Source organism: Micromonospora sp. NPDC049891 (assembly GCF_040660295.1).
Lineage (GTDB): Bacteria > Actinomycetota > Actinomycetes > Mycobacteriales > Micromonosporaceae > Micromonospora.
The window spans coordinates 496,260-514,775 of record NZ_JBFAML010000001.1 but is presented as its reverse complement, the minus strand read 5'-3'; the positions used below and the strand labels follow the sequence as shown (position 1 = coordinate 514,775).

Below are 18,516 nucleotides of genomic sequence, written 5' to 3'. Positions count from 1 at the left end.
GCCCGTTGATCAAGAGGTTCTGGTCGGGACCGCGCTGGATCCCGACCAGAACCTCTTGATCAACCAGGGTCTCAGGGGGTTTCGACGATCATGCCGGCGCCGACGGTGCGGTTGGTGGCCTCGTCGATGATGATGAAGCCACCGGTGGTGCGGTTGCGGCGGTACTCGTCGGCCAACAGGGGAATCGTGGTCCGCAGACGGACCCGACCGATCTCGTTGAGCCCCAGCTCGTTCGCCGACTCGTCGCGGTGCAACGAGTTGATGTCGAGACGGTAGTGCAGCCCACGGACGATCGCCCGCGCCGCACGGGTCGTGTGCTTGATGGAGTACTTGCCGCCGACCTGCAACGGGCGGGTCTCGTCCATCCAGCAGACCATCGCTTCGATGTCCTGTGCCACCGCCGGCGCGTTGTTCGGCCGGCAGATCATGTCACCACGCGAGATGTCGATCTCGTTCTCCAGGCGTACCGTCACCGACATCGGCGGGAACGCCTCCGCGACCGGCCCGTCGGCGGTCTCCACCGCGGCGATCCGGCTGGTGAAACCCGAAGGCAGCACCATCACCTCGTCACCCGGCTTGAGCACCCCCGAGGCCACCTGACCGGCGTAGCCCCGATAGTCGGTCACCGTGGTCGACTGAGGTCGGATCACGTACTGCACCGGGAAGCGGACATCGACCAGGTTGCGGTCGCTGGCGATGTGCACCCGCTCCAGGTGGTGCAGCAGCGCCGGACCCTCATACCAGGGCATGTTCTCCGAACGGCTGACGATGTTGTCGCCCCGCAACGCGGAGATCGGCACGACCGTCAGATCCGGCACGTCCAGCTTCGCGGCGAACGCGGTGAACTCGTCGGCGATCCGCTCGAAGACCTCCTGCGAGAAGTCCACCAGATCCATCTTGTTGACGCAGAGCACCAGGTGCGGCACCCGCAACAGCGAGCAGAGGAAGGCATGCCGGCGGGACTGCTCGACCAGGCCCTTACGCGCGTCCACCAGGATCAGCGCCAGGTCGGCGGTGGAGGCCCCGGTGACCATGTTCCGGGTGTACTGGATGTGCCCGGGAGTGTCGGCGATGATGAACTTGCGCCGGGGCGTGGCGAAGTAGCGGTACGCCACATCGATGGTGATGCCCTGCTCCCGCTCCGCCCGCAGCCCGTCGGTGAGCAGCGCCAGGTTTGTGTACTCGTCACCCCGGGCCGCGCTCACCGCCTCGACCGCCGCCAACTGGTCGGTGAACAGCGACTTCGTGTCATAGAGCAGCCGACCGATAAGCGTCGACTTGCCGTCGTCCACGCTCCCGGCCGTGGCGAAGCGCAACAGATCCATCCGTCGGGCCTCCGGCCCGGCGTGGGAGGCGACGGGCGCCGCGTCCGACGCGAGCGTCTCGCTGGTCATCAGAAGTAGCCCTCCCGCTTGCGGTCCTCCATCGCGGCCTCGCTGACCCGGTCGTCACCCCGGGTCGCGCCGCGCTCGGTGATCCGGGTCGCGGCGACCTCCTCGATGACCTTCTCGACCGTGTCCGCGTCGGAACGCACCGCCGCCGTGCAGGAGGCGTCGCCCACCGTGCGGTACCGCACCCGGGCCTTGAACCGATCCTCACCCGCCCGCGCCGGCAGGAACTCGTTCACCGCGTAGAGCATCCCGTCGCGCTCGACCACCTCACGCTCGTGCGCGTAGTAAATCGACGGCAGCTCGATCCGCTCCCGGGCGATGTAGTGCCACACGTCCAGCTCGGTCCAGTTGGACAGCGGGAAGACCCGGATCGACTCGCCCGGATGATGCCGGCCGTTGTAGAGCGACCACAGCTCGGGCCGCTGGTTCTTCGGATCCCACTGGCCGAACTCGTCACGGAAGCTGAACATCCGCTCCTTCGCCCGGGCCTTCTCCTCGTCCCGCCGGGCCCCACCGAAGAGGGCGTTGAAGCGGTGCTTCTCCACCGCCTCCAGCAGCACCGGCGTCTGGATCCGGTTACGCGTGCCGTCAGCGGCCTCCCGGACCAGGCCGCTGGCCAGAGCCTCCGGCACGCTCGCCACCACCAGTTGCAGGCTCAGCTCGGCCACCCGCCGGTCCCGGTAGTCCAGCACCTCGGGGAAGTTGTGCCCGGTGTCGACGTGCATCACCGGAAACGGAATGTGGCCGGGCGCGAAGGCCTTCTGCGCCAACCGGAGCATGACGATCGAGTCCTTGCCACCGGAGAAGAGCAGCACCGGCCGCTCCATCTCGGCGACCACCTCGCGCATCACGAAGATGCTCTCCGCCTCCAGCGCGTCGAGATGGGTGACCTGATACGCAGCACTGGTCATGACACCGGCTCGATTTGCTCGGTCATCCGCTTTCCAGACCTTTCCGGTCGGGGATGTCAGGAAGTAGCGACAGGCTACCCGCAATGCCGCTGCAGCGCCGCAAGTAACCGGCTGGCGAGATCCTTGCGGCACACCAGCAGGTCAGGCAGGCGCGGATCCGCCTCGTTGTATTTCAGCGCAGAACCATCGATCCGGGAAGCGTGCAGTCCGGTGGCCGTCGCCACAGCGACAGGCGCGGCCGAGTCCCACTCGTACTGCCCGCCGGCGTGGATGTACGCATCCACCTCACCGGTGACCACAGCGGCGATCTTCGCGCCGGCCGAACCCATCGGCACCAACTGCGCCCCGACCTCCGCAGCGAGATCGGTCAGAAAGACCGGCGGCCGGCTGCGACTCGCCGCCAACCGCAACCGCCCCGCACCACCCGCCGCCTCCGGCGTCATCGGCGGATACGCCGGCGGAAGATCCGTACCCAGCACCCGATGCTGCGCCGGCAGCCCAACCGCACCGGCGACCAGACCGTGCGAGGCGGTCGCGTTACGAGCCCAGAGCGCCACATGCACCGCCCAGTCCGCGCGCCCCTCCTCGCTGAACTCCCGCGTGCCGTCCAACGGGTCGATGATCCACACCCGGTCGGCGGTCAACCGCGAGACCGCACCGGCGTTCACCTCGGCCGCCCACGCCAGCCGGGAGCCCTCGTCCTCCTCGGAGAGCACCGCGTCACCCGGGCGCCACCTCGCCAACTCGGTGCGGATCAGGTCGTGCGAGACCTTGTCCCCCGCCGACTTCAACGCTCCGGCATCGGCGAAACCCATCTCCGACCGCAGGCCCAGCAACGCCTGCCCGGCTCGATCCGCCAACCACCGCGCGAACGCCCCGTCGATCATCGGTGGACCGCTCATGCTCCCGCTCCCGTCGCCACGATCCGCGTACGCCGAGCGGCCGGTCCCGCCCCGACCGCCGACCCCGCACACTACCGGGCCACCACCGCACCCGACCGCCGCAGGCCGCCCCACAGCGCAGGTGTCGACGGCCTCGGTCGAGCGGATACGCAGCCGCGCTACCCCCCGTGGTAGAGGTTCTGGGTCGGCTCCACGCCCCGGTTGACCACGGATTCCACCACGTCCGCAGCCCGGTCCACCAGAAAGTCCAACTCCTTGCGCTCCACCGTGCCGAAATCCGACAGCACATAGTCCGCCGGATCCTGCCGCCCCGGCGGCCGACCGATCCCGAACCGCACCCGCACGTAATCCTTGGTGCCCAACGACTTCGACATCGACCGCAGACCGTTGTGCCCGCCCTCGCCACCGCCGCACTTCACCCGAACCTGACCGTAAGCGATGTCCAGCTCGTCGTGCACCGCGATCACCCGGCCCGGCGGCACCTTGTAGAACTGCGCCAGGCTGGCCACCGGCCCACCTGACAGATTCATGTAGGTAAGCGGCTTGGCCAGCACCAGCTTCGGCCCGCCCAACCCCAGCCGCCCCTCCGCGACCTCCGCCACCGCCCGCCGGTGCCTACCGAACTTCCCACCCAGCCGGCCCGCCAGCAGCTCCGCGACCATGAACCCGACGTTGTGCCGGTTGCCCGCGTACTCCCGGCCCGGGTTACCCAGGCCGACCACCAGCCACGGCCCGGTCTCGTCCGTCACCGCCCGCCCCTCCCGCTCACAGCGGCGGTCAACCACCGACCGCGCCGCCGATCATCCGATACGCCGACAGGCGCCCCCGGGGAACCGGGGACGCCTGTCGCAAACTGAACCGCGAGGCGATCAGGCCTCGGTACGAGCCTCGGTGCCCGCTTCGCCCTCGGCGGCCGGCTCCTCGGCAGCACCCTCGGTGACCTCGCCGACCTCGGCCTCGGCCTCCTCGGTGGCCTCCTCGACCTCGGGCAGCGTCGCCTCCAGCTGCTCGGCGGTCGGCGCGGCGGTGATCGAGGCGACAAGCATCTCCGGGTCGCCGGCCAGCTCCACACCCGCCGGCAGCGTCACGTCAGCGGCGGTGATCTGGGAACCCGCCTCAACACCCTCGATCGAGGCCTCCAGGTGATCCGGCACCTTCGTCGCGTCGGCGGTCACCGAGAGGGTGTCGTGGTCGTGCACGATCAGGGTGTCGCGCGCCGCCTCACCCGTCAGCTGAATCGGCACGTCCACGGTGACCTTCTCACCGCGACGCACCAGCAGCAGGTCGACGTGCTCGAACGTGTCCCTGATCGGGTCACGCTGAATCGCCTTCGGCAGCGCCAGCGCCTGGGTGCCGTCGCTGACGTCGATGGCGAAGAGCTGGTTGGCGCCACCCTTACGGATCGCCGCCGCGAACTCACGGGCCGGCAACGCGATGTGCTTGGGCTTCTCGCCATGGCCGTACAGCACGGCGGGCACCTTGCCGGCCCGGCGGGTACGACGGGCACCACCCTTGCCGAACTCGGTGCGGGGCTCGGCGCTGATCTTTACCTCGGACACGGGGAAACTCCTGATGCTTCGCTGCGGCAGCTTGTCGTCTGGCGGTGCTGGGCGGGGGGCTCGCAGGGGCTCATGCGTCAGAAGACTGCCCGGAGCACCGCGTCGATCACGGTGCCTCCGTGCGGCGCTTCTCAGCGGCCCGCAGGGCACCCTCGCCGTGGCAACCGCACCAGTCTACCCGAGCGGTTTCCAAGGTTTCCGGCAGTCCCCGTACCCGCCCGCACTCCCCCGCCCGACACCGGCCCGACGGTCAGCCGTGAGCCGTGGTCAGCTCAGCCCGCCGAAGAGCGTGGTCACCGAACCGTCGTCGAAGACCTCGCGGATCGCCCGGGCCAGCAGCGGCGCGATCGACAGCACGGTGAGCTTGTCGAGCTGCTTCTCCGGCGGCAACGGCAGCGTGTTGGTCACCACGACCTCGCTGATCGGGCTGTTCTTCAACCGCTCCGTCGCCGGATCGGACAGCAACGCGTGGGTCGACGCCACGATCACGTCCGCCGCGCCCGACTCCTTCAGGATGTCCGCCGCCCGGCAGATCGTGCCGCCCGTGTCGATCATGTCGTCGACGATCAGGCAGACCCGACCCTCGACCTCACCGACCACCCGGTTCGCCACCACCTGGTTCGGCTTCATCGGGTCCCGGGTCTTGTGGATGAACGCCAGCGGGCAACCACCCAACCGGTCCGTCCACCGCTCGGCCACCCGCACCCGGCCCGAATCCGGCGCCACCACGGTCATCGGCCGGCCCGCGTACTTGCGCTCCACGTACTCGGCCAGGATGTCCATCGCGAAGAGGTGGTCCACCGGACCGTCGAAGAAGCCCTGGATCTGCGCGGTGTGCAGGTCCACGGTGAGGATCCGGTTCGCCCCGGCGGTCTTCAGCAGGTCGGCGACCAGCCGCGCCGAGATCGGCTCCCGGCCACGGTGCTTCTTGTCCTGCCGGGAGTACGGATAGAACGGCAGGACGACCGTGATCCGCTTGGCCGAACCACGCTTCAGCGCGTCAACCATGATCAGGGTCTCCATGACCCACGTGTTCACCCCGTGCGTGACCGACTGCACCACGAAGGCGTCCGAACCGCGTACCGAATCCTTGAACCGTACGAAGATCTCGCCGTTGGCGAACTCGTACGCGTCGGCCGGCGTCGGCGCTACGCCGAGCACCTCACCGATCTCCCTGGCCAGCTCCGGAAAGCCACGTCCGGAAAAGAGCATCAGGCTCTTGCGGTTTTCGGCGACGATGCTGCCCATGGGCCCGTCTGCTCCCGTATTTGGTCGGCGGTACCCGGCCTGCGGTGGTGGTCGGCCGGGGACTATTCGGTTGCAGTATCTCCCGCCCCCGGCGTACCGCCCACCGACTCGGCGGTGCCGTGGATTGCCTCACCTTCACTTGCGGACGACGTCGCGGCCGGAGCACCCTGCGCACCCCGGAGAGCGCGCTCGGCCGCCTCGGCGGAAACCGTGCCCGCACGCTTACGCGCCACCCACCCGTCCACGTTGCGCTGCGGCGCCCGGGTAACCCCCAACGCACCCGGCGGCACGTCGTTGCTTATCGCGCTGCCCGCCGCCACGTACGCCCCGGCACCCACCTCGACCGGCGCGATGAGGCTCGTGTCGCAGCCCACGAAAGCCGCCTCGCCGACCACGGTGCGGTGCTTGTTCACCCCGTCGTAGTTCACGAAGATCGTCGCCGCGCCGATGTTCGCCCTCGCCCCGATCGTCGCGTCACCCACGTACGACAGGTGCGGCACCTTGGCACCGGCACCCACCTCGGAATTCTTCACCTCGACGAACGTGCCGACCTTCGACCGCTCCGCCAGTCGCGCAGCCGGTCGCAGGTACGCGTACGGACCGACGCTGGCGCCCGGACCCACCTCGGCGCCGACCGCGTGGCTGCGCAGCACCGTAGCGCCGGGGCCAACCACCGTGTCGATCAACGTCACGTCCGGCCCCACCACCGCGCCGCTGCCGACCACCGAACCGCCACGCAGCTGGGTGTTCTGATCCACCACCGCGTCGCGGTCCAAGGCGACGGTCACGTCGATCCAGGTGGTCTCGGGGTCGAGCAGGCTGACGCCGGCACGCATCCAACGCTCGTTTACCCGGTCGCGCAGCAGTCGGCGCAACGCCGCCAGCTCCACCCGGTCGTTGCAGCCGAGCGTCTCGGTGTGGTCGGCCGCCAGGTGCACTCCCACCGGTTCACCTGCCGAGACCAGCATCTTGAAGACGTCGGTGAGGTACTCCTCACCCTGGTCGTTGTCGGTGGACAGCTTGCCGAGCACATCCCGCAGCCGCGCCGCGTCGAACGCGTAGATGCCGGCGTTGATCTCCCGGACCGCCAGCTGGGTGGGGGTCGCGTCACGCTGCTCGACGATCTGTTCCAGCCGGCCCGCCCCGTCCCGCACGATGCGTCCGAGGCCGGTCGGATCCGGAACCTCCGCGGCGAGCACCGTCGCTGCGGCACCCTCGCTCTCGTGCGCCGTCACCAGCTCGACGACGGTCTCGGGCCGCAGCAACGGCACATCGCCGTTGAGCACCACCACGGTCCCGGTGACCTCCGGAGAGGCCTCCAGCGCGATCCGCACCGCGTGGCCGGTGCCGAGCTGCTCCGCCTGGTGAACAGCGGTGGCCTCCGGGGCGATCCCGGCGAGGTGGGCGCGAACCTGGTCCGCGCCGTGCCCGACCACCACCAGGGTGCGCGCGGCACCCAGCGGGTCGGCCGCGTTGAGCACGTGACCCACCAGGGTCCGGCCGAGCAGCGGGTGCAGCACCTTCGGCAACGAGGACTTCATCCGCTTGCCCTCACCGGCGGCGAGTACGACGACGGTGCGGGGGTGGGGCTCGGACACGACGTGGCTCCCGTCGGAACGCGGACAGTCTCGCGGCCATGCTAACCGGACAATCCGGCCTGGTCGGCAGGGGTACGAGGATCGGCAGTTGGGGGCGATGGCTGGGGTGCCTGGATTCGAACCAGGAGCTCAAGGCTCCAAAGGCCTGCGGGTTGCCGTTACCCCACACCCCATTGACATGTCAAGCCGACAGGCCGCATCAACCCACGAAAGTGCGTTCAGCCGCGGACCGGAACAGCTCGGCGATCATACCTTCTATTCGCCAGTAGAGCTCGCGGCTACGCGGCACGTTGATCACGAGACAGCCTCGGTACTCGTCGCCGGTGTTCCGACGGACGGTGGTGGGGTTGTGCTTCTTCAGCGTCGCCCGCCGGAACCGTTCGCGCGGCAATCCGAGCTCGGCCGCCCACCACTCGGCCGCCGCGTCCGGATCGGCGGTCTCATGGATGCTCACCCGGTAGGTCGGCACGGCACGGTCGACCCCGCAGACTTCGAGGAAGCGGAGAAAGAGGGAGTGCAGGCCCGGATCACTGTTCACGAACTGAACGTGGTCATCGCGACGCCACGGCTTCGATTTGGTGCCCTCACACCAGTAGACAGCCGCTCCGATCAGGAGCAGATCACGCTCGTCGAGCTGGCCGACCAACTGCGCGGCTACGGCATGCACCTCCCCCTGCGCCTCGTCCCGCGCCCGGCGGTGGGCCGCCCACCGCGCCTCGGCCATCGTCCTGGCGTGTTGACGCCGAGACTCCGGTCCCTCCTCGGGGTCGCGCTCGAGTGGGATGTGCCGGACCCAGAGGTAGGCCGTCGACCGGCTCACCCCGAGCCGTCGCGCGATCTCCGGGACCGGATGACCCGTCGAGCGCAGCGCCACCGCCTCCGCCCGCAGGTCGTCCTTCGCCCTGGGGCGGCGGGTACGTTCCGGTGCGGGTACGCCCCGCAGCAGCTCCTGGACGCGGTGCCGACCGAGGCCCGTACGGGCACGAATCTCCCGGACCGACAGCTGCTCCTCGGTGCGCAGCCGGCGCACTTCGTGGGCGTCGAAACCAGCCATGTGGCGCAGGTTAGGACGAACGTACGACACCTCTGGCATCCATTCGTGTCGCTGTCTGATGTGATCTACCAGGGCCGTAAGTTACGGTGACGTAGGCGTAGATTCGCGATCCGATCGTCCCCTGCGAGGTGCCATGTCCGCCGCCGTTCTCGACCCTCATCCGACCGGCCCCAAGCCCCTCACCCAGGGCACCCAGTCACGCGGCATCCTGATCGCGCTGTGGTCCTTCGTGGTGATCCCGTTCGCGGCGCTGATCGCCGCCGTGCCGGTGGCCTGGGGTGGCTGGCTCAGCTGGGTCGACGTGGGAATCGCGGCCTTCTGGTACGTGGTGTCGGGCCTGGGCATCACTGTCGGCTACCACCGATACTTCACCCACGGCTCGTTCAAGGCGAAGCGGTGGCTGCGCATCGCGATGGCCGCCTCGGGCTCACTCGCCGTGCAGGGCGAGATCATCCAGTGGGTGGCCGACCACCGGCGGCACCACGCCTTCTCCGACCTGGAGGGGGACCCGCACTCACCGTGGCGGTTCGGCACCACGGTGCGGGGTCTGATCAAGGGACTGTTCCACGCCCACATGGGCTGGCTGTTCGGCCGGGAGTTGTCCAACCGGGAGCGCTTCGCGCCGGATCTGGTGGCCGACCGGGACATCCGGCGGATGGACCGGTTCTTCCCGGTGCTGGTGGTCGTCTCGGTGCTCGGGCCGGCGGCGATGGGCTGGCTGTTGACGTGGTCCTGGCAGGGGGCGTTGACCGCGCTGTTCTGGGCCGGCCTGGTCCGCATCTCGCTGCTGCACCACGTCACCTGGTCGATCAACTCGGTGTGCCATGTGTACGGGGAGCGGCCGTTCATGATGCGCCACGGCGACCGGGCGGCGAACTTCTGGCCCCTGGCGCTGGTGTCGTTCGGGGAGAGCTGGCACAACCTGCACCATGCCGACCCGACGAGCGCCCGGCACGGTGTCCTACGGGGGCAGATCGACATCTCGGCCCGGGTGATCTGGCTGTTCGAGAAGGTGGGCGCGGCGTGGGACGTGCGCTGGCCGAAGCCGGAACGGATCGCGGCGAAGCTGGCGAAGCCGACGGCCTCCGGGTAACCGGGCGGCCAACCCGCAAGTTACCTGGCAGTATGTTCGGGTGACCGGGCGGAAAGCAGGCAGCATCCCACGACAGGGCGTCACCGAGCGCCAGCGAGGTGATGAGATGGCCGAGGCTCCCAACGAGGAGGGCGGCAAGCGGCGGCGGGCGGTGCCCGCGTCGGCGAAGCCGACATCCCGGGTCCGCATGTCCGCCGCCCAGCGTCGTGAGCAGTTGATCTCGATCGGTCGGCAGATCTTCGCCGAGCGCGGCTTCGACGCCACCTCCATCGAGGAGGTGGCGTCGCGCGCGAAGGTTTCCAAGCCGGTGATCTACGAACACTTCGGCGGCAAGGAAGGGCTCTACGCGGTCGTGGTGGACCGGGAGGTCCGAGCCCTGCTGGACCGGATCACCACGGCGCTGACCGCAGGTCATCCACGGGAGCTGCTGGAGCAGGCCGCGTTGGCTCTGCTCGGCTACATCGAGGAGGAGACCAGCGGGTTCCGGGTGTTGGTGCGGGAGTCGCCGGTGCTGTCGGCGACCGGCAACTTCAGCAGCGTGATGAACGACGTCGCGCACCAGGTGGAGCACATCCTCGGCGCGGAGTTCTCCAGTCGCGGCTACGACCCGAAGTTGGCCGAGTTGTACGCGCAGGCGCTGGTGGGCATGGTCGCGTTGACCGGTCGCTGGTGGCTGGAGGTGCGTAAGCCGCGGAAGGAGACGGTTGCCGCGCACCTGGTGAACCTTTCCTGGAACGGGTTGTCCCATCTGGAGGCGAAGCCGGGCCTGATCACCGCAGGCGGACGCTGACCGTCCGCCGTACCTGGTCAGCTACGGCGGTGGATCTCGGCGACCGGGTGGTTTCGGCGGCTCCGTTCGGCCTCGGCGTCCTCGTGCGGGCCCACCTTGTCGTAGAGGCCGGTGCCGAGCAGGAGCAGCCCGAAGAGCATCGAGACGACCACCGTCGACATGGAGAAGTTCAGGAAGTTGGCGTCGGTCTGGAGCACCGACATCATCAGGATGCTGGTGACCAGGAAGACGGCTCCGGCGGTGAGGTTCATGTAGTGGCCGAGGTTGCCGCGCCGGGACGCGCCGATGATGAGCACGACTCCGAAGACGATGGAGACCAGCGAGAAGGCCAGGTTGGTGCGGAGGCCGAGGGCCCAGTTGCCGTTCCGGCCGAAGAGCGGGTCGCCCCAGGTGAGGGCGGTGCCCCAGACACCGAAGATCAGGATGTAGAGCCCGACCAGACCGGACAGCGCCCGGTAGAACGGCCGCGCCGGATGGTTGACCGGAAAGTGCGGCATCGACCCCTCCACGCAAAGCGGGACAACAACGACATTGTCCCGCACCCGCGCAGCCCACGTCCCCCGAACGCCAACACAGCAGCAGCAATCCGGCGAAGGCACGCCAGGAATCGGCCGCGAGGCCGCCCGAGGCGCAACCAGGCACCTCAAGATCCCCGCCCTCCGGCCGGGCGCTCCGGACGGATGCGCAACCCCGACAGGTCTTCGCCGGAGCCCGACCCGCGCAGGGATCAAGCCTGACCGCCCGGAGCGGGTCGGGCTCCGGCGAGGACCACAACCGAAACCAAGCCGGGTCGGGCTCCGGCGAGAACCACAACCGGAACCAGAAAAGCAGAACCTCAGAGCACGAGCCGAGCCTTCTGCCACGCCTCGTGCTCGTCGTCGGTGCCGACCTTGCCGTACATGCCGGCCATCAGCAGCACCAGGCTGAGCACCATGTGGACGATCACCGTGGCGACGCTCAGGTTGAAGATGTTGGCCTCGGTCCGGATGAAGGCGAGGCCGGCCAGGCTGACCACCATGAGCAGGTACGCCGACCACTGGTTGACCAGCACGTCGAGGTTGCGCCCGATGGCGGTGCCGGCCAGCACGATCGCGCCGACCACGATGTTGAACAGGGAGAAACCGAGGTTCGTGCCCTGTCCCAGGGCCTGGGTGTCGCCCTGACCGAAGAAGGGCTCACCGGTGCTGGTCAGGAGGCCGATCACACCGAAAGCCACCAGGTACAGACCGATCAGCCCGCCGATCGCCCGGTAGATCGGCCGCGCGGGGTGGTTGACGGGGGTGTGGGCCATGTCTGTGTCTCCAACGCCGTTGGTTGAGGGTCGACGGCGATTCTCCCGCATCCGGCTGTGTGACGCCGCACACGGGGTCCCGGCACGCCACGTCGGGTGGTGTGGCCGGTCGGGGTGGGCGGTCAGCTCGCGGGGATCTCGTCGGCCAGGGTGAGCCAGGCCTGCTCGGCCTCCTCCCGCTCGCCGCGTACCTGGGTGAGCTGGGCGTCCAGCTCGGCCACCCTGGAGTAGTCGGTGGCGTTCGCGGCGAGCTGGTCCAGCAGCGCGGCTTCCTTCTGTTCCAGCTTGCCGACCTGCCGTTCGAGCCGGGACAGCTCCTTGCGGACCTGCCGGGCCTCGGCGGCGCTCATCCCACCGGCGGCCGGGGCGGTGGTCGGTGCCGCGGATGCCGGGGTACGGCCGGGCCCCGGTCGGTCGTTGACCCGGGCGAGGTATTCGTCGACACCGCCGGGCAGGTGCACCAGCCGGCCGTCGCCGAACATCCCGTAGGCCGTGTCGGCCACCCGCTCGATGAGGTAGCGGTCGTGGCTGGCCACCACGATCGTGCCGGGCCAGGAGTCGAGCAGGTCCTCCAACGCGGCAAGGGTGTCGGTGTCGAGGTCGTTTGTGGGCTCGTCGAGCAGCAGCACGTTCGGTTCACTGGCGAGCAGCCGCAGCATCTGGAGTCGACGCCGCTCGCCGCCGGAGAGGTCACCGACCGGGGTCCAGAGACGCCTGTCGTCGAAGCCGAACACCTCGGCGAGCTGGGCGGCGGAGATCTCCCGGTCGCCGAGGCGGACCCGCCGGGCGACCTCCTCGACGGCTTCGAGGACGCGCAGTTCGCTCGGCAGTTCGGCGAGTTCCTGGGAGAGGAAGGCGGGTCGTACGGTGCTGCCGGTGATCAGCCGCCCACTGTCGGGGCGGGTGACGCCGGCCAGCATCCGCAGCAGGGTGGTCTTGCCCGCGCCGTTGGCACCGAGGATGGCGACCCGGTCGCCGGGGCCGACCTGCCAGGTGGCGTCTTCGAGGATGGTCTTGGGGCCGGCGTGCAACCTGACGTGTTCCAGGTCGTACACCTGCTTGCCGAGCCGGGCGGTGGCGAGCCGTTGCAGCGACATGGTGTCGCGCGGCGGCGGCACATCGGCGATCAGCGCGTTCGCGGCGTCGATGCGGAACTTCGGCTTCGAGGTGCGGGCCGGGGGGCCACGGCGCAGCCAGGCGATCTCCTTGCGGAGCAGGTTCTGCCGGCGGGCCTCGGTGGCGGCGGCGATGCGTTCCCGCTCGGCGCGGGCGAGGATCCAGGCCGCGTAGCCGCCCTCGTAGGCCCGCACGGTCTGGTCGGCGACCTCCCAGGTGGTGGTGCAGACGGCGTCGAGGAACCAGCGGTCGTGGGTGACCACGACCACGGCGCCCTTGCGGCCGAGCAGGTGCCGGGCCAGCCAGTCGACGCCGCTGACGTCGAGGTGGTTGGTGGGCTCGTCGAGGATGAGCAGGTCGGCGTCGCGGACCAGCAGGGCGGCCAGGGCCACCCGGCGGCGCTCGCCGCCGGACATCGGCCCGACCGGAGCGTCGAGACCCAGGTGGGGCATGCCGAGCCCGTCGAGGATGGCGCGTACGCCGGCGTCGCCGGCCCATTCGTGCTCCGCGCCCATGCTCTCGGCGAGCCACTCGGTGCCGAGGACGACGTCGCGGACGGTGGCCTCGGGGCTGAGGGTGAGGTTCTGTGGCAGCCAGGCGACTCGCAGGTCGCGGCGGTGGGTGACCCGGCCGTCGTCGGGTTCCTCGGTACGGGTCAGCATTCGTAGCAGCGTGGACTTGCCGGCGCCGTTGAGCCCGACGACGCCGATCCGGTCGGCGTCGTCCAGGCCGAGCGAGACGTCGGTGAGCAGTGGCCCGGCCGCGCCGTAGCCCTTGGACACCCGGTCCAGGTTGACGATGTTGGCCACGTACCCACCTTTCATGATCAAGGCGTCCCGGTGCCGGCTGGCACCTGGGGACGCCTGTCGTTCCAGGGTACGCGGAGCTTCCCTCACGTCGGCGGACCGTCCCGCATCGGCGGCTCGGCGCCACCCCTGGTCGGCCGCCTGTCGACCTGAGCCGTCTGTGCTCTCGCCACCCGGCCCGCCTGGGGAGAACGAGGGGGTTTCCGGCCAGTTCCGACCGGGTGTGGCGCTTGCCGAGGCCGGGCCGTGGGCGTCAGGTGATCCGGGCCCCGTGTACCGGGCCGTGGGCGACGCGGGCCTGCCGGCACACCCCGGCGGCCTCCAGTTCGGCGGCGACGCGTTCGGCGTCGGCGGCGTCGGCGGTGAGGAACACGCAGGTGGGCCCGGAGCCGGAGACGATGCCGGCCAGTGCACCGGCCGCCTCACCGGCCTTCAGAGTGTTCGCCAGCGACGGCCGCATGGCCAGGGCGGCGTCCTGGAGGTCGTTGCCGAGGGTGGGGGCGAGCACCCGGGGGTCGCGCTGCCGCAGCGCGGCGAGCAGGCCGTCGGTGCTGCCCAGGGGCGGCCCGGCAGCGCCGGTCTCGCGGAGCCTGTCGAGTTCCCGGTACGCCTGCGGGGTGGACAGACCGCCGTCGGCGATGGCGACCACCCAGTGCCAGGAGGTGGGTCGGGCCAGCACCGGGCTGACCGCCTCACCTCGGCCGGTGCCCAGCGCGGTACCGCCGTGGATCAGGAAGGGCACATCCGAGCCGAGGTCGGCGGCGATGCTCGCCAACTCGTCACGGGACAGACCGGTGCCCCACAGTGCGTCGCAGGCGACCAGGGCGGCCGCGGCGTCCGCGCTGCCGCCCGCCAGCCCGCCGGCCAGCGGGATCTGCTTGCGCAGGTGCAGCCGGGCGTGCGGCATCACGCCGGCGTACCCGGCGAGGGCGTGCGCCGCCCGGATGATCAGGTTGGAGTCGTCGAGGGCGAGTTCCCCGGTGCCCTCGCCCTCCATGGTGAGGGTGAGTGTGTCGCCGCGCCGCGCGGTCAGCTCGTCGTAGATCGAGATCGCGTGGTAGACGGTGTTCAGCTCGTGGTAGCCGTCCCGGCGCAGCGGACCGACCCCCAGGTGCAGGTTCACCTTGGCGGGCACCCGTACCCGGACCGGACCGCTGGCCCCACGCGGCTCGTCGTCCTCCGGACGCCAGGCCTCGGTCACGGGGTGATGTCCCGGATGGGCAACCGCACGTCGAACGGCTTGGTCACGATCAGCTCCTCGGCGGAGTCGGCGACCAGCTCGTAGCGGCCGTCGACAAGGTCGTACGCGTACACGTGCACGGGATTCTGCTCGATCCGCCAGTAGTGCGGGATCCCGGCGTCGGCGTAGTGGTTGTCGGCGACCACCGGGCTTCTGGACAGCACCACGTCCGGCTCGAAGGTGTTGCGACGGTTGATCACCACCCCGACCGCGGTGGCAGGCGCGACAATGGTGTGGTTGGCCGGGCGTTGCCGGACCGGGTCCGGGCCCCACATGCCGGACCCGTCGGGGCCGATCGGCTGCGCGGTCACGGGTACACCTCCTCGGCGGGCACGGGCTCAGCCTACTGGGCTGCCGGCGTACGGCTCGGAGCCGACGCGGCCACGGCGGCGAACTGCTCGACGGTGAGTGACTCGCCGCGTGCTCCGGGGTCGACGCCGGCCGCGATGAGGGCGGCGGCGGCCCGGTCGGCGCCGCCGGCCCAGCCGGCCAGGGCGGCGCGCAGGGTCTTGCGTCGCTGCGCGAAGGCGGCATCCACCACCGCGAAGACCTGCTCCCGGGGAACGTCGGCGCGGGGCGGCTCGCGGCGGGTGAAGGCGACCAGACCGGAGTCGACGTTGGGCACCGGCCAGAACACGTTCGGCGGAACCTTCCCGGCGGCGCGGGCGCGGGCGTACCAGGCGAGTTTGACCGACGGGATGCCGTACACCTTGGAGCCGGGACCGGCCACGAGCCGGTCGGCGACCTCCTTCTGCACCATGACCAGCCCGTGCCGGAGGCTTGGCAACTCGGCGAGCAGGTGCAGCACCACGGGCACGGCGACGTTGTAGGGCAGGTTCGCCACCAACGCGGTGGGTGCCGGGTCGGTCAGGTCGGCGGCGGTGATCCGCAGGGCGTCGGCGTGGTGCACGCTGAGCCGTTCGGCTGCCGGTCCGGCGTGCCGGGCGGCGGTGCCGGCGAGTGCACCGGCCAGCGTGGAATCGATCTCGACGGCGTGCACGTGGGCGGCGGCGGGCAGCAGGGCGAGGGTGAGCGAGCCCAACCCGGGACCGACCTCCAGCGCCACGTCGTCTCCGGTGAGTCCGGCGGTGGCGACGATCCGGCGAACGGTGTTGGGGTCGTGCACGAAGTTCTGGCCGAGCTTCTTGGTGGGCGCGACGCCGAGCCGGGCGGCGAGGTCCCGGATCTCCGCCGGGCCGAGCAGGTCTGCGGCCATAACCCGACAGCGTACGGGTCAGCCGCCGGCGCCGGCCGCGTGCCAGGGACCGAAGGCCCGGTCACCGGTGGCCGAGATGGCGGCGCAGAGTTCGTCGAGGTCGGCGCCGGTGGTGGCGGCCAGTGCCCGGACGGTAAGCGGGATCAGGTACGAGGCGTTGGGGCGGCCGCGGTGCGGTACGGGGGTGAGGTACGGCGCGTCGGTCTCCACCAGGATCTGGTCGAGCGGGGTCAGCGCGGCCGCCTCGCGTAGCGCCCCGGCACTGGCGAAGGTGACGGTGCCGGCGTAGCTGAGCAGGTAGCCCCGGCGGACGCACTCGGCGGCGAACTCGGCGTCGCCGGAGAAGCAGTGCATCACCACCGTGTCCGGTGCGCCCTCGTCGTCGAGGATGCGCAGCACGTCGGCGTGCGCGTCCCGGTCGTGGATCACGAGCGTCCGGCCGTACCGCTTGGCGATGGCGATGTGGGCCCGGAAGCTCTCCTCCTGCGCGGCGCGGCCCTCGTCGCCGGTGCGGTAGCGGTCCATTCCGGTTTCGCCGACACCGCGGACCCGGTCCTGACCGGCCAGTGCCTCGATCTCGCGCAGGGCCTCGTCGAGGTCGGCCAGTCGGGGTGCCTCGTTGGGGTGCAGGGCGACCGTGGCCACCACCGCCGGGTAGCTGCCGGCCACCTCGGCACCCCAGCGGGACGAGGCGACGTCCACCCCGACCTGCACCAGCCGGTCCACCCCCACCTTCGCGGCGACGTCGATGGCCGCCGCGACCGGATCGGTGGCGTCGCCGCCACCGGGCACCCCGGCCTCGCTGACGGTGATGTCGAGGTGGGTGTGGCTGTCCAGTACCGGTCGGGGCAGCGGCTCGGGTGCGGGTGGGAACTCTCCGGCACGACGGGCGGCGCGCTGGCTACGGGACTCGTTCGGCTCGCTCATCTCCTCGACAGCATCACACACGGGACGAGTCCACCCGGACGCCACCCGGAGTTCACCTCGGCTACGCCCCGCGCACCTACCGTCGCGGGGTGGACGCGCGAAGCGAGCTTTCCCGGGCCGGCGGTACGGTGCCGGAGCGGACCGGTCTGCGGGTGGCGTTCGGTGGCGCGGTCTATCCCGCGGAGGAGATCGCCCGGGGCGCGGCGTACGAGTTGTTCAGCGCCGACGAGGTGTCCGGTTTCGAGTGGGCGCCCCGGTCGAGCTCGGCGCTGCCGTGGCGACGGTTCGTGCATGTCACCGAGGTGACCGCCGTGCACGGGGCGACCGAGCAGGCCGAGGATCCGGAGTCTCCCCTGCTGGTGCCGCTGCACCGGGAGCGGGGCTGGTCGGAGGTGCACCGGCTGGCCCAGCAGCCGGCCGCCGCGGACGACCCGTTGATCACCGCGGTCCGCGCCTCGGCCGGCGTACGGCGTGGCACCCGGATGATGAAGATCCTCTCGGCCCGGCAGCTCGCCGGATACGTGCGGGGCTGGCTGCCGCACGGTTTCTGCTACCGGGAACACGACGTGGCGCACCTGCGCACCCCGGCGACGACAAGCGTGCTGCGTACCGACGGCGGCGATGGCCGGGACGGTGCGGACGTGACGTACGCGCTGCGGTGGCGTGCCGCCGACCCGGGTGACTACGACGTGCCGGCCGGTGCGGCGTACCGCGGTCTGGCGGCGCTGGGTGCCCGGGACCGGTTGGGTCCGGCGGTGCTCGGTACCGGTTTCACGCCGAGCAACCACCACCTGATTCCCGAGTTCGTCACCCGGGACTTCGCCGACCTGCCGATGCCGGCGAACGCCACCCTGCTGGCCTACCCGGCGGAGGGCCTGGAGGTGGTGCTCTACGCCTACCAGGCCGAGCAGCGGGGCTGGCTGCGGATGGTCGGGCCGCAGTGGCGACACCTGCTCGCCGCGGTGCCGGGCCTGTCACCGGATCAGGAGTACGTGCCGACCGGGGAGGCACCGCGTTCCACCCGGCTGGTGGGTACCTACGCGGGCGGGGAGTACGAGGCGGTGGCCGACCTGCCCGGCGACTTCCGGGTACTGGCGCTGACCCGGGCCGCCCGGTACCCGGTCGACGGGGTGAGCCGACGGGTGCGGCTGGCCGCCTGGCGGGGGGTGCCGTGTCTGGTGCTGCGCGAGGAGGCGGGCTGGTTGCGGTTGCGGCTGCGCCGCCCGGATCCGGACGCGGTCGCCGCCACCGGGGCACAGTGTCACGAACGGGGCGTCTACGAGACATGGGCGCCGGGCGGTGAGGTCACCGACGATCAGGTGGTGGACCACCCGTACCTCCTCTGAGCTGGCCCGTCGGGTCGGCGGGGCAGGA

At 70.6% G+C, this 18,516-nt stretch carries 18 protein-coding genes and 1 tRNA gene; 3 read left to right on the top strand and 16 right to left on the bottom strand.

Going from position 1 to position 18,516, the window contains the following annotated elements; all coding sequences use genetic code 11:
* Positions 1–71 precede the first annotated feature (71 nt).
* From cysN to AB0I71_RS02465, 9 genes are all read right to left on the bottom strand, one after another.
* The gene (gene cysN, locus AB0I71_RS02505; RefSeq protein WP_357581454.1) at positions 72–1,394 is read right to left on the bottom strand and encodes a sulfate adenylyltransferase subunit CysN; all 1,323 of its coding nucleotides are present in this window, start codon (positions 1,392–1,394) and stop codon (positions 72–74) included.
* Entirely contained in the window at positions 1,394–2,302 is a 909-nt protein-coding gene (gene cysD, locus AB0I71_RS02500; protein ID WP_099847629.1) for a sulfate adenylyltransferase subunit CysD, read from the bottom strand. The genes cysN and cysD overlap by 1 nt, the downstream gene beginning before the upstream one ends.
* A 74-nt stretch (positions 2,303–2,376) precedes the next feature.
* The gene (locus AB0I71_RS02495) at positions 2,377–3,204 is read right to left on the bottom strand and encodes an inositol monophosphatase family protein (protein WP_357581453.1); all 828 of its coding nucleotides are present in this window, start codon (positions 3,202–3,204) and stop codon (positions 2,377–2,379) included.
* A gap of 158 nt (positions 3,205–3,362) precedes the next feature.
* Positions 3,363–3,953, bottom strand: coding sequence for an aminoacyl-tRNA hydrolase (pth, locus tag AB0I71_RS02490; RefSeq protein WP_357581452.1), 591 nt, complete (start codon positions 3,951–3,953; stop codon positions 3,363–3,365).
* A 120-nt stretch (positions 3,954–4,073) separates the two neighbouring features.
* Positions 4,074–4,763, bottom strand: a complete 690-nt coding sequence (locus tag AB0I71_RS02485; RefSeq protein WP_357581451.1) for a 50S ribosomal protein L25/general stress protein Ctc — start codon at positions 4,761–4,763, stop codon at positions 4,074–4,076.
* Positions 4,764–5,030: 267 nt separating this feature from the next.
* Complete coding sequence (locus AB0I71_RS02480) at positions 5,031–6,011, bottom strand: ribose-phosphate diphosphokinase (RefSeq protein ID WP_099847631.1); 981 nt, start codon at positions 6,009–6,011, stop codon at positions 5,031–5,033.
* Between the two features lie 62 nt (positions 6,012–6,073).
* Positions 6,074–7,609 (bottom strand): bifunctional UDP-N-acetylglucosamine diphosphorylase/glucosamine-1-phosphate N-acetyltransferase GlmU, encoded by a 1,536-nt coding sequence (gene glmU / locus AB0I71_RS02475; protein ID WP_357581450.1) that lies wholly within the window; start codon positions 7,607–7,609, stop codon positions 6,074–6,076.
* 98 nt (positions 7,610–7,707) lie between these two features.
* Positions 7,708–7,782 (bottom strand) — tRNA-Gln (locus tag AB0I71_RS02470).
* A gap of 26 nt (positions 7,783–7,808) precedes the next feature.
* Entirely contained in the window at positions 7,809–8,663 is an 855-nt protein-coding gene (locus AB0I71_RS02465; RefSeq protein WP_357581449.1) for a helix-turn-helix domain-containing protein, read from the bottom strand.
* 133 nt (positions 8,664–8,796) lie between these two features.
* On the opposite strand from AB0I71_RS02465, the gene AB0I71_RS02460 reads away from it, so the two are divergent.
* Positions 8,797–9,756 (top strand): acyl-CoA desaturase, encoded by a 960-nt coding sequence (locus AB0I71_RS02460; RefSeq protein ID WP_357581448.1) that lies wholly within the window; start codon positions 8,797–8,799, stop codon positions 9,754–9,756.
* 106 nt (positions 9,757–9,862) lie between these two features.
* The gene (locus tag AB0I71_RS02455) at positions 9,863–10,546 is read left to right on the top strand and encodes a TetR/AcrR family transcriptional regulator (RefSeq protein ID WP_357581447.1); all 684 of its coding nucleotides are present in this window, start codon (positions 9,863–9,865) and stop codon (positions 10,544–10,546) included.
* 17 nt (positions 10,547–10,563) lie between these two features.
* Here AB0I71_RS02455 and AB0I71_RS02450 read toward each other — a convergent pair whose 3' ends face one another.
* From AB0I71_RS02450 to AB0I71_RS02420, 7 genes are all read right to left on the bottom strand, one after another.
* Positions 10,564–11,043, bottom strand: coding sequence for a DUF4383 domain-containing protein (locus AB0I71_RS02450; protein ID WP_357581446.1), 480 nt, complete (start codon positions 11,041–11,043; stop codon positions 10,564–10,566).
* Between the two features lie 338 nt (positions 11,044–11,381).
* Positions 11,382–11,837 (bottom strand): DUF4383 domain-containing protein, encoded by a 456-nt coding sequence (locus AB0I71_RS02445; protein ID WP_357581445.1) that lies wholly within the window; start codon positions 11,835–11,837, stop codon positions 11,382–11,384.
* Between the two features lie 122 nt (positions 11,838–11,959).
* Entirely contained in the window at positions 11,960–13,762 is a 1,803-nt protein-coding gene (locus tag AB0I71_RS02440; RefSeq protein WP_357581444.1) for an ABC-F family ATP-binding cassette domain-containing protein, read from the bottom strand.
* A gap of 250 nt (positions 13,763–14,012) precedes the next feature.
* A complete protein-coding gene (locus tag AB0I71_RS02435; protein ID WP_357581443.1) occupies positions 14,013–14,960 on the bottom strand; it encodes a 4-(cytidine 5'-diphospho)-2-C-methyl-D-erythritol kinase in 948 nt (315 codons plus the stop codon).
* Complete coding sequence (locus AB0I71_RS02430) at positions 14,957–15,310, bottom strand: hypothetical protein (RefSeq protein WP_357581442.1); 354 nt, start codon at positions 15,308–15,310, stop codon at positions 14,957–14,959. The genes AB0I71_RS02435 and AB0I71_RS02430 overlap by 4 nt, the downstream gene beginning before the upstream one ends.
* Before the next feature lie 32 nt (positions 15,311–15,342).
* Positions 15,343–16,215 carry a 16S rRNA (adenine(1518)-N(6)/adenine(1519)-N(6))-dimethyltransferase RsmA gene (gene rsmA / locus AB0I71_RS02425; protein WP_357581441.1) on the bottom strand — a complete coding sequence of 291 codons (873 nt, stop codon included), beginning with the start codon at positions 16,213–16,215 and terminating at the stop codon, positions 15,343–15,345.
* An 18-nt stretch (positions 16,216–16,233) separates the two neighbouring features.
* Positions 16,234–17,142: a TatD family hydrolase gene (locus AB0I71_RS02420; RefSeq protein ID WP_357581440.1), complete on the bottom strand. Its 909-nt coding sequence runs from the start codon at positions 17,140–17,142 to the stop codon at positions 16,234–16,236.
* An 89-nt stretch (positions 17,143–17,231) separates the two neighbouring features.
* Here AB0I71_RS02420 and AB0I71_RS02415 point away from each other — a divergent pair, with 89 nt between their 5' ends.
* Positions 17,232–18,488, top strand: a complete 1,257-nt coding sequence (locus AB0I71_RS02415; RefSeq protein ID WP_357581439.1) for a hypothetical protein — start codon at positions 17,232–17,234, stop codon at positions 18,486–18,488.
* Positions 18,489–18,516 lie beyond the last annotated feature (28 nt).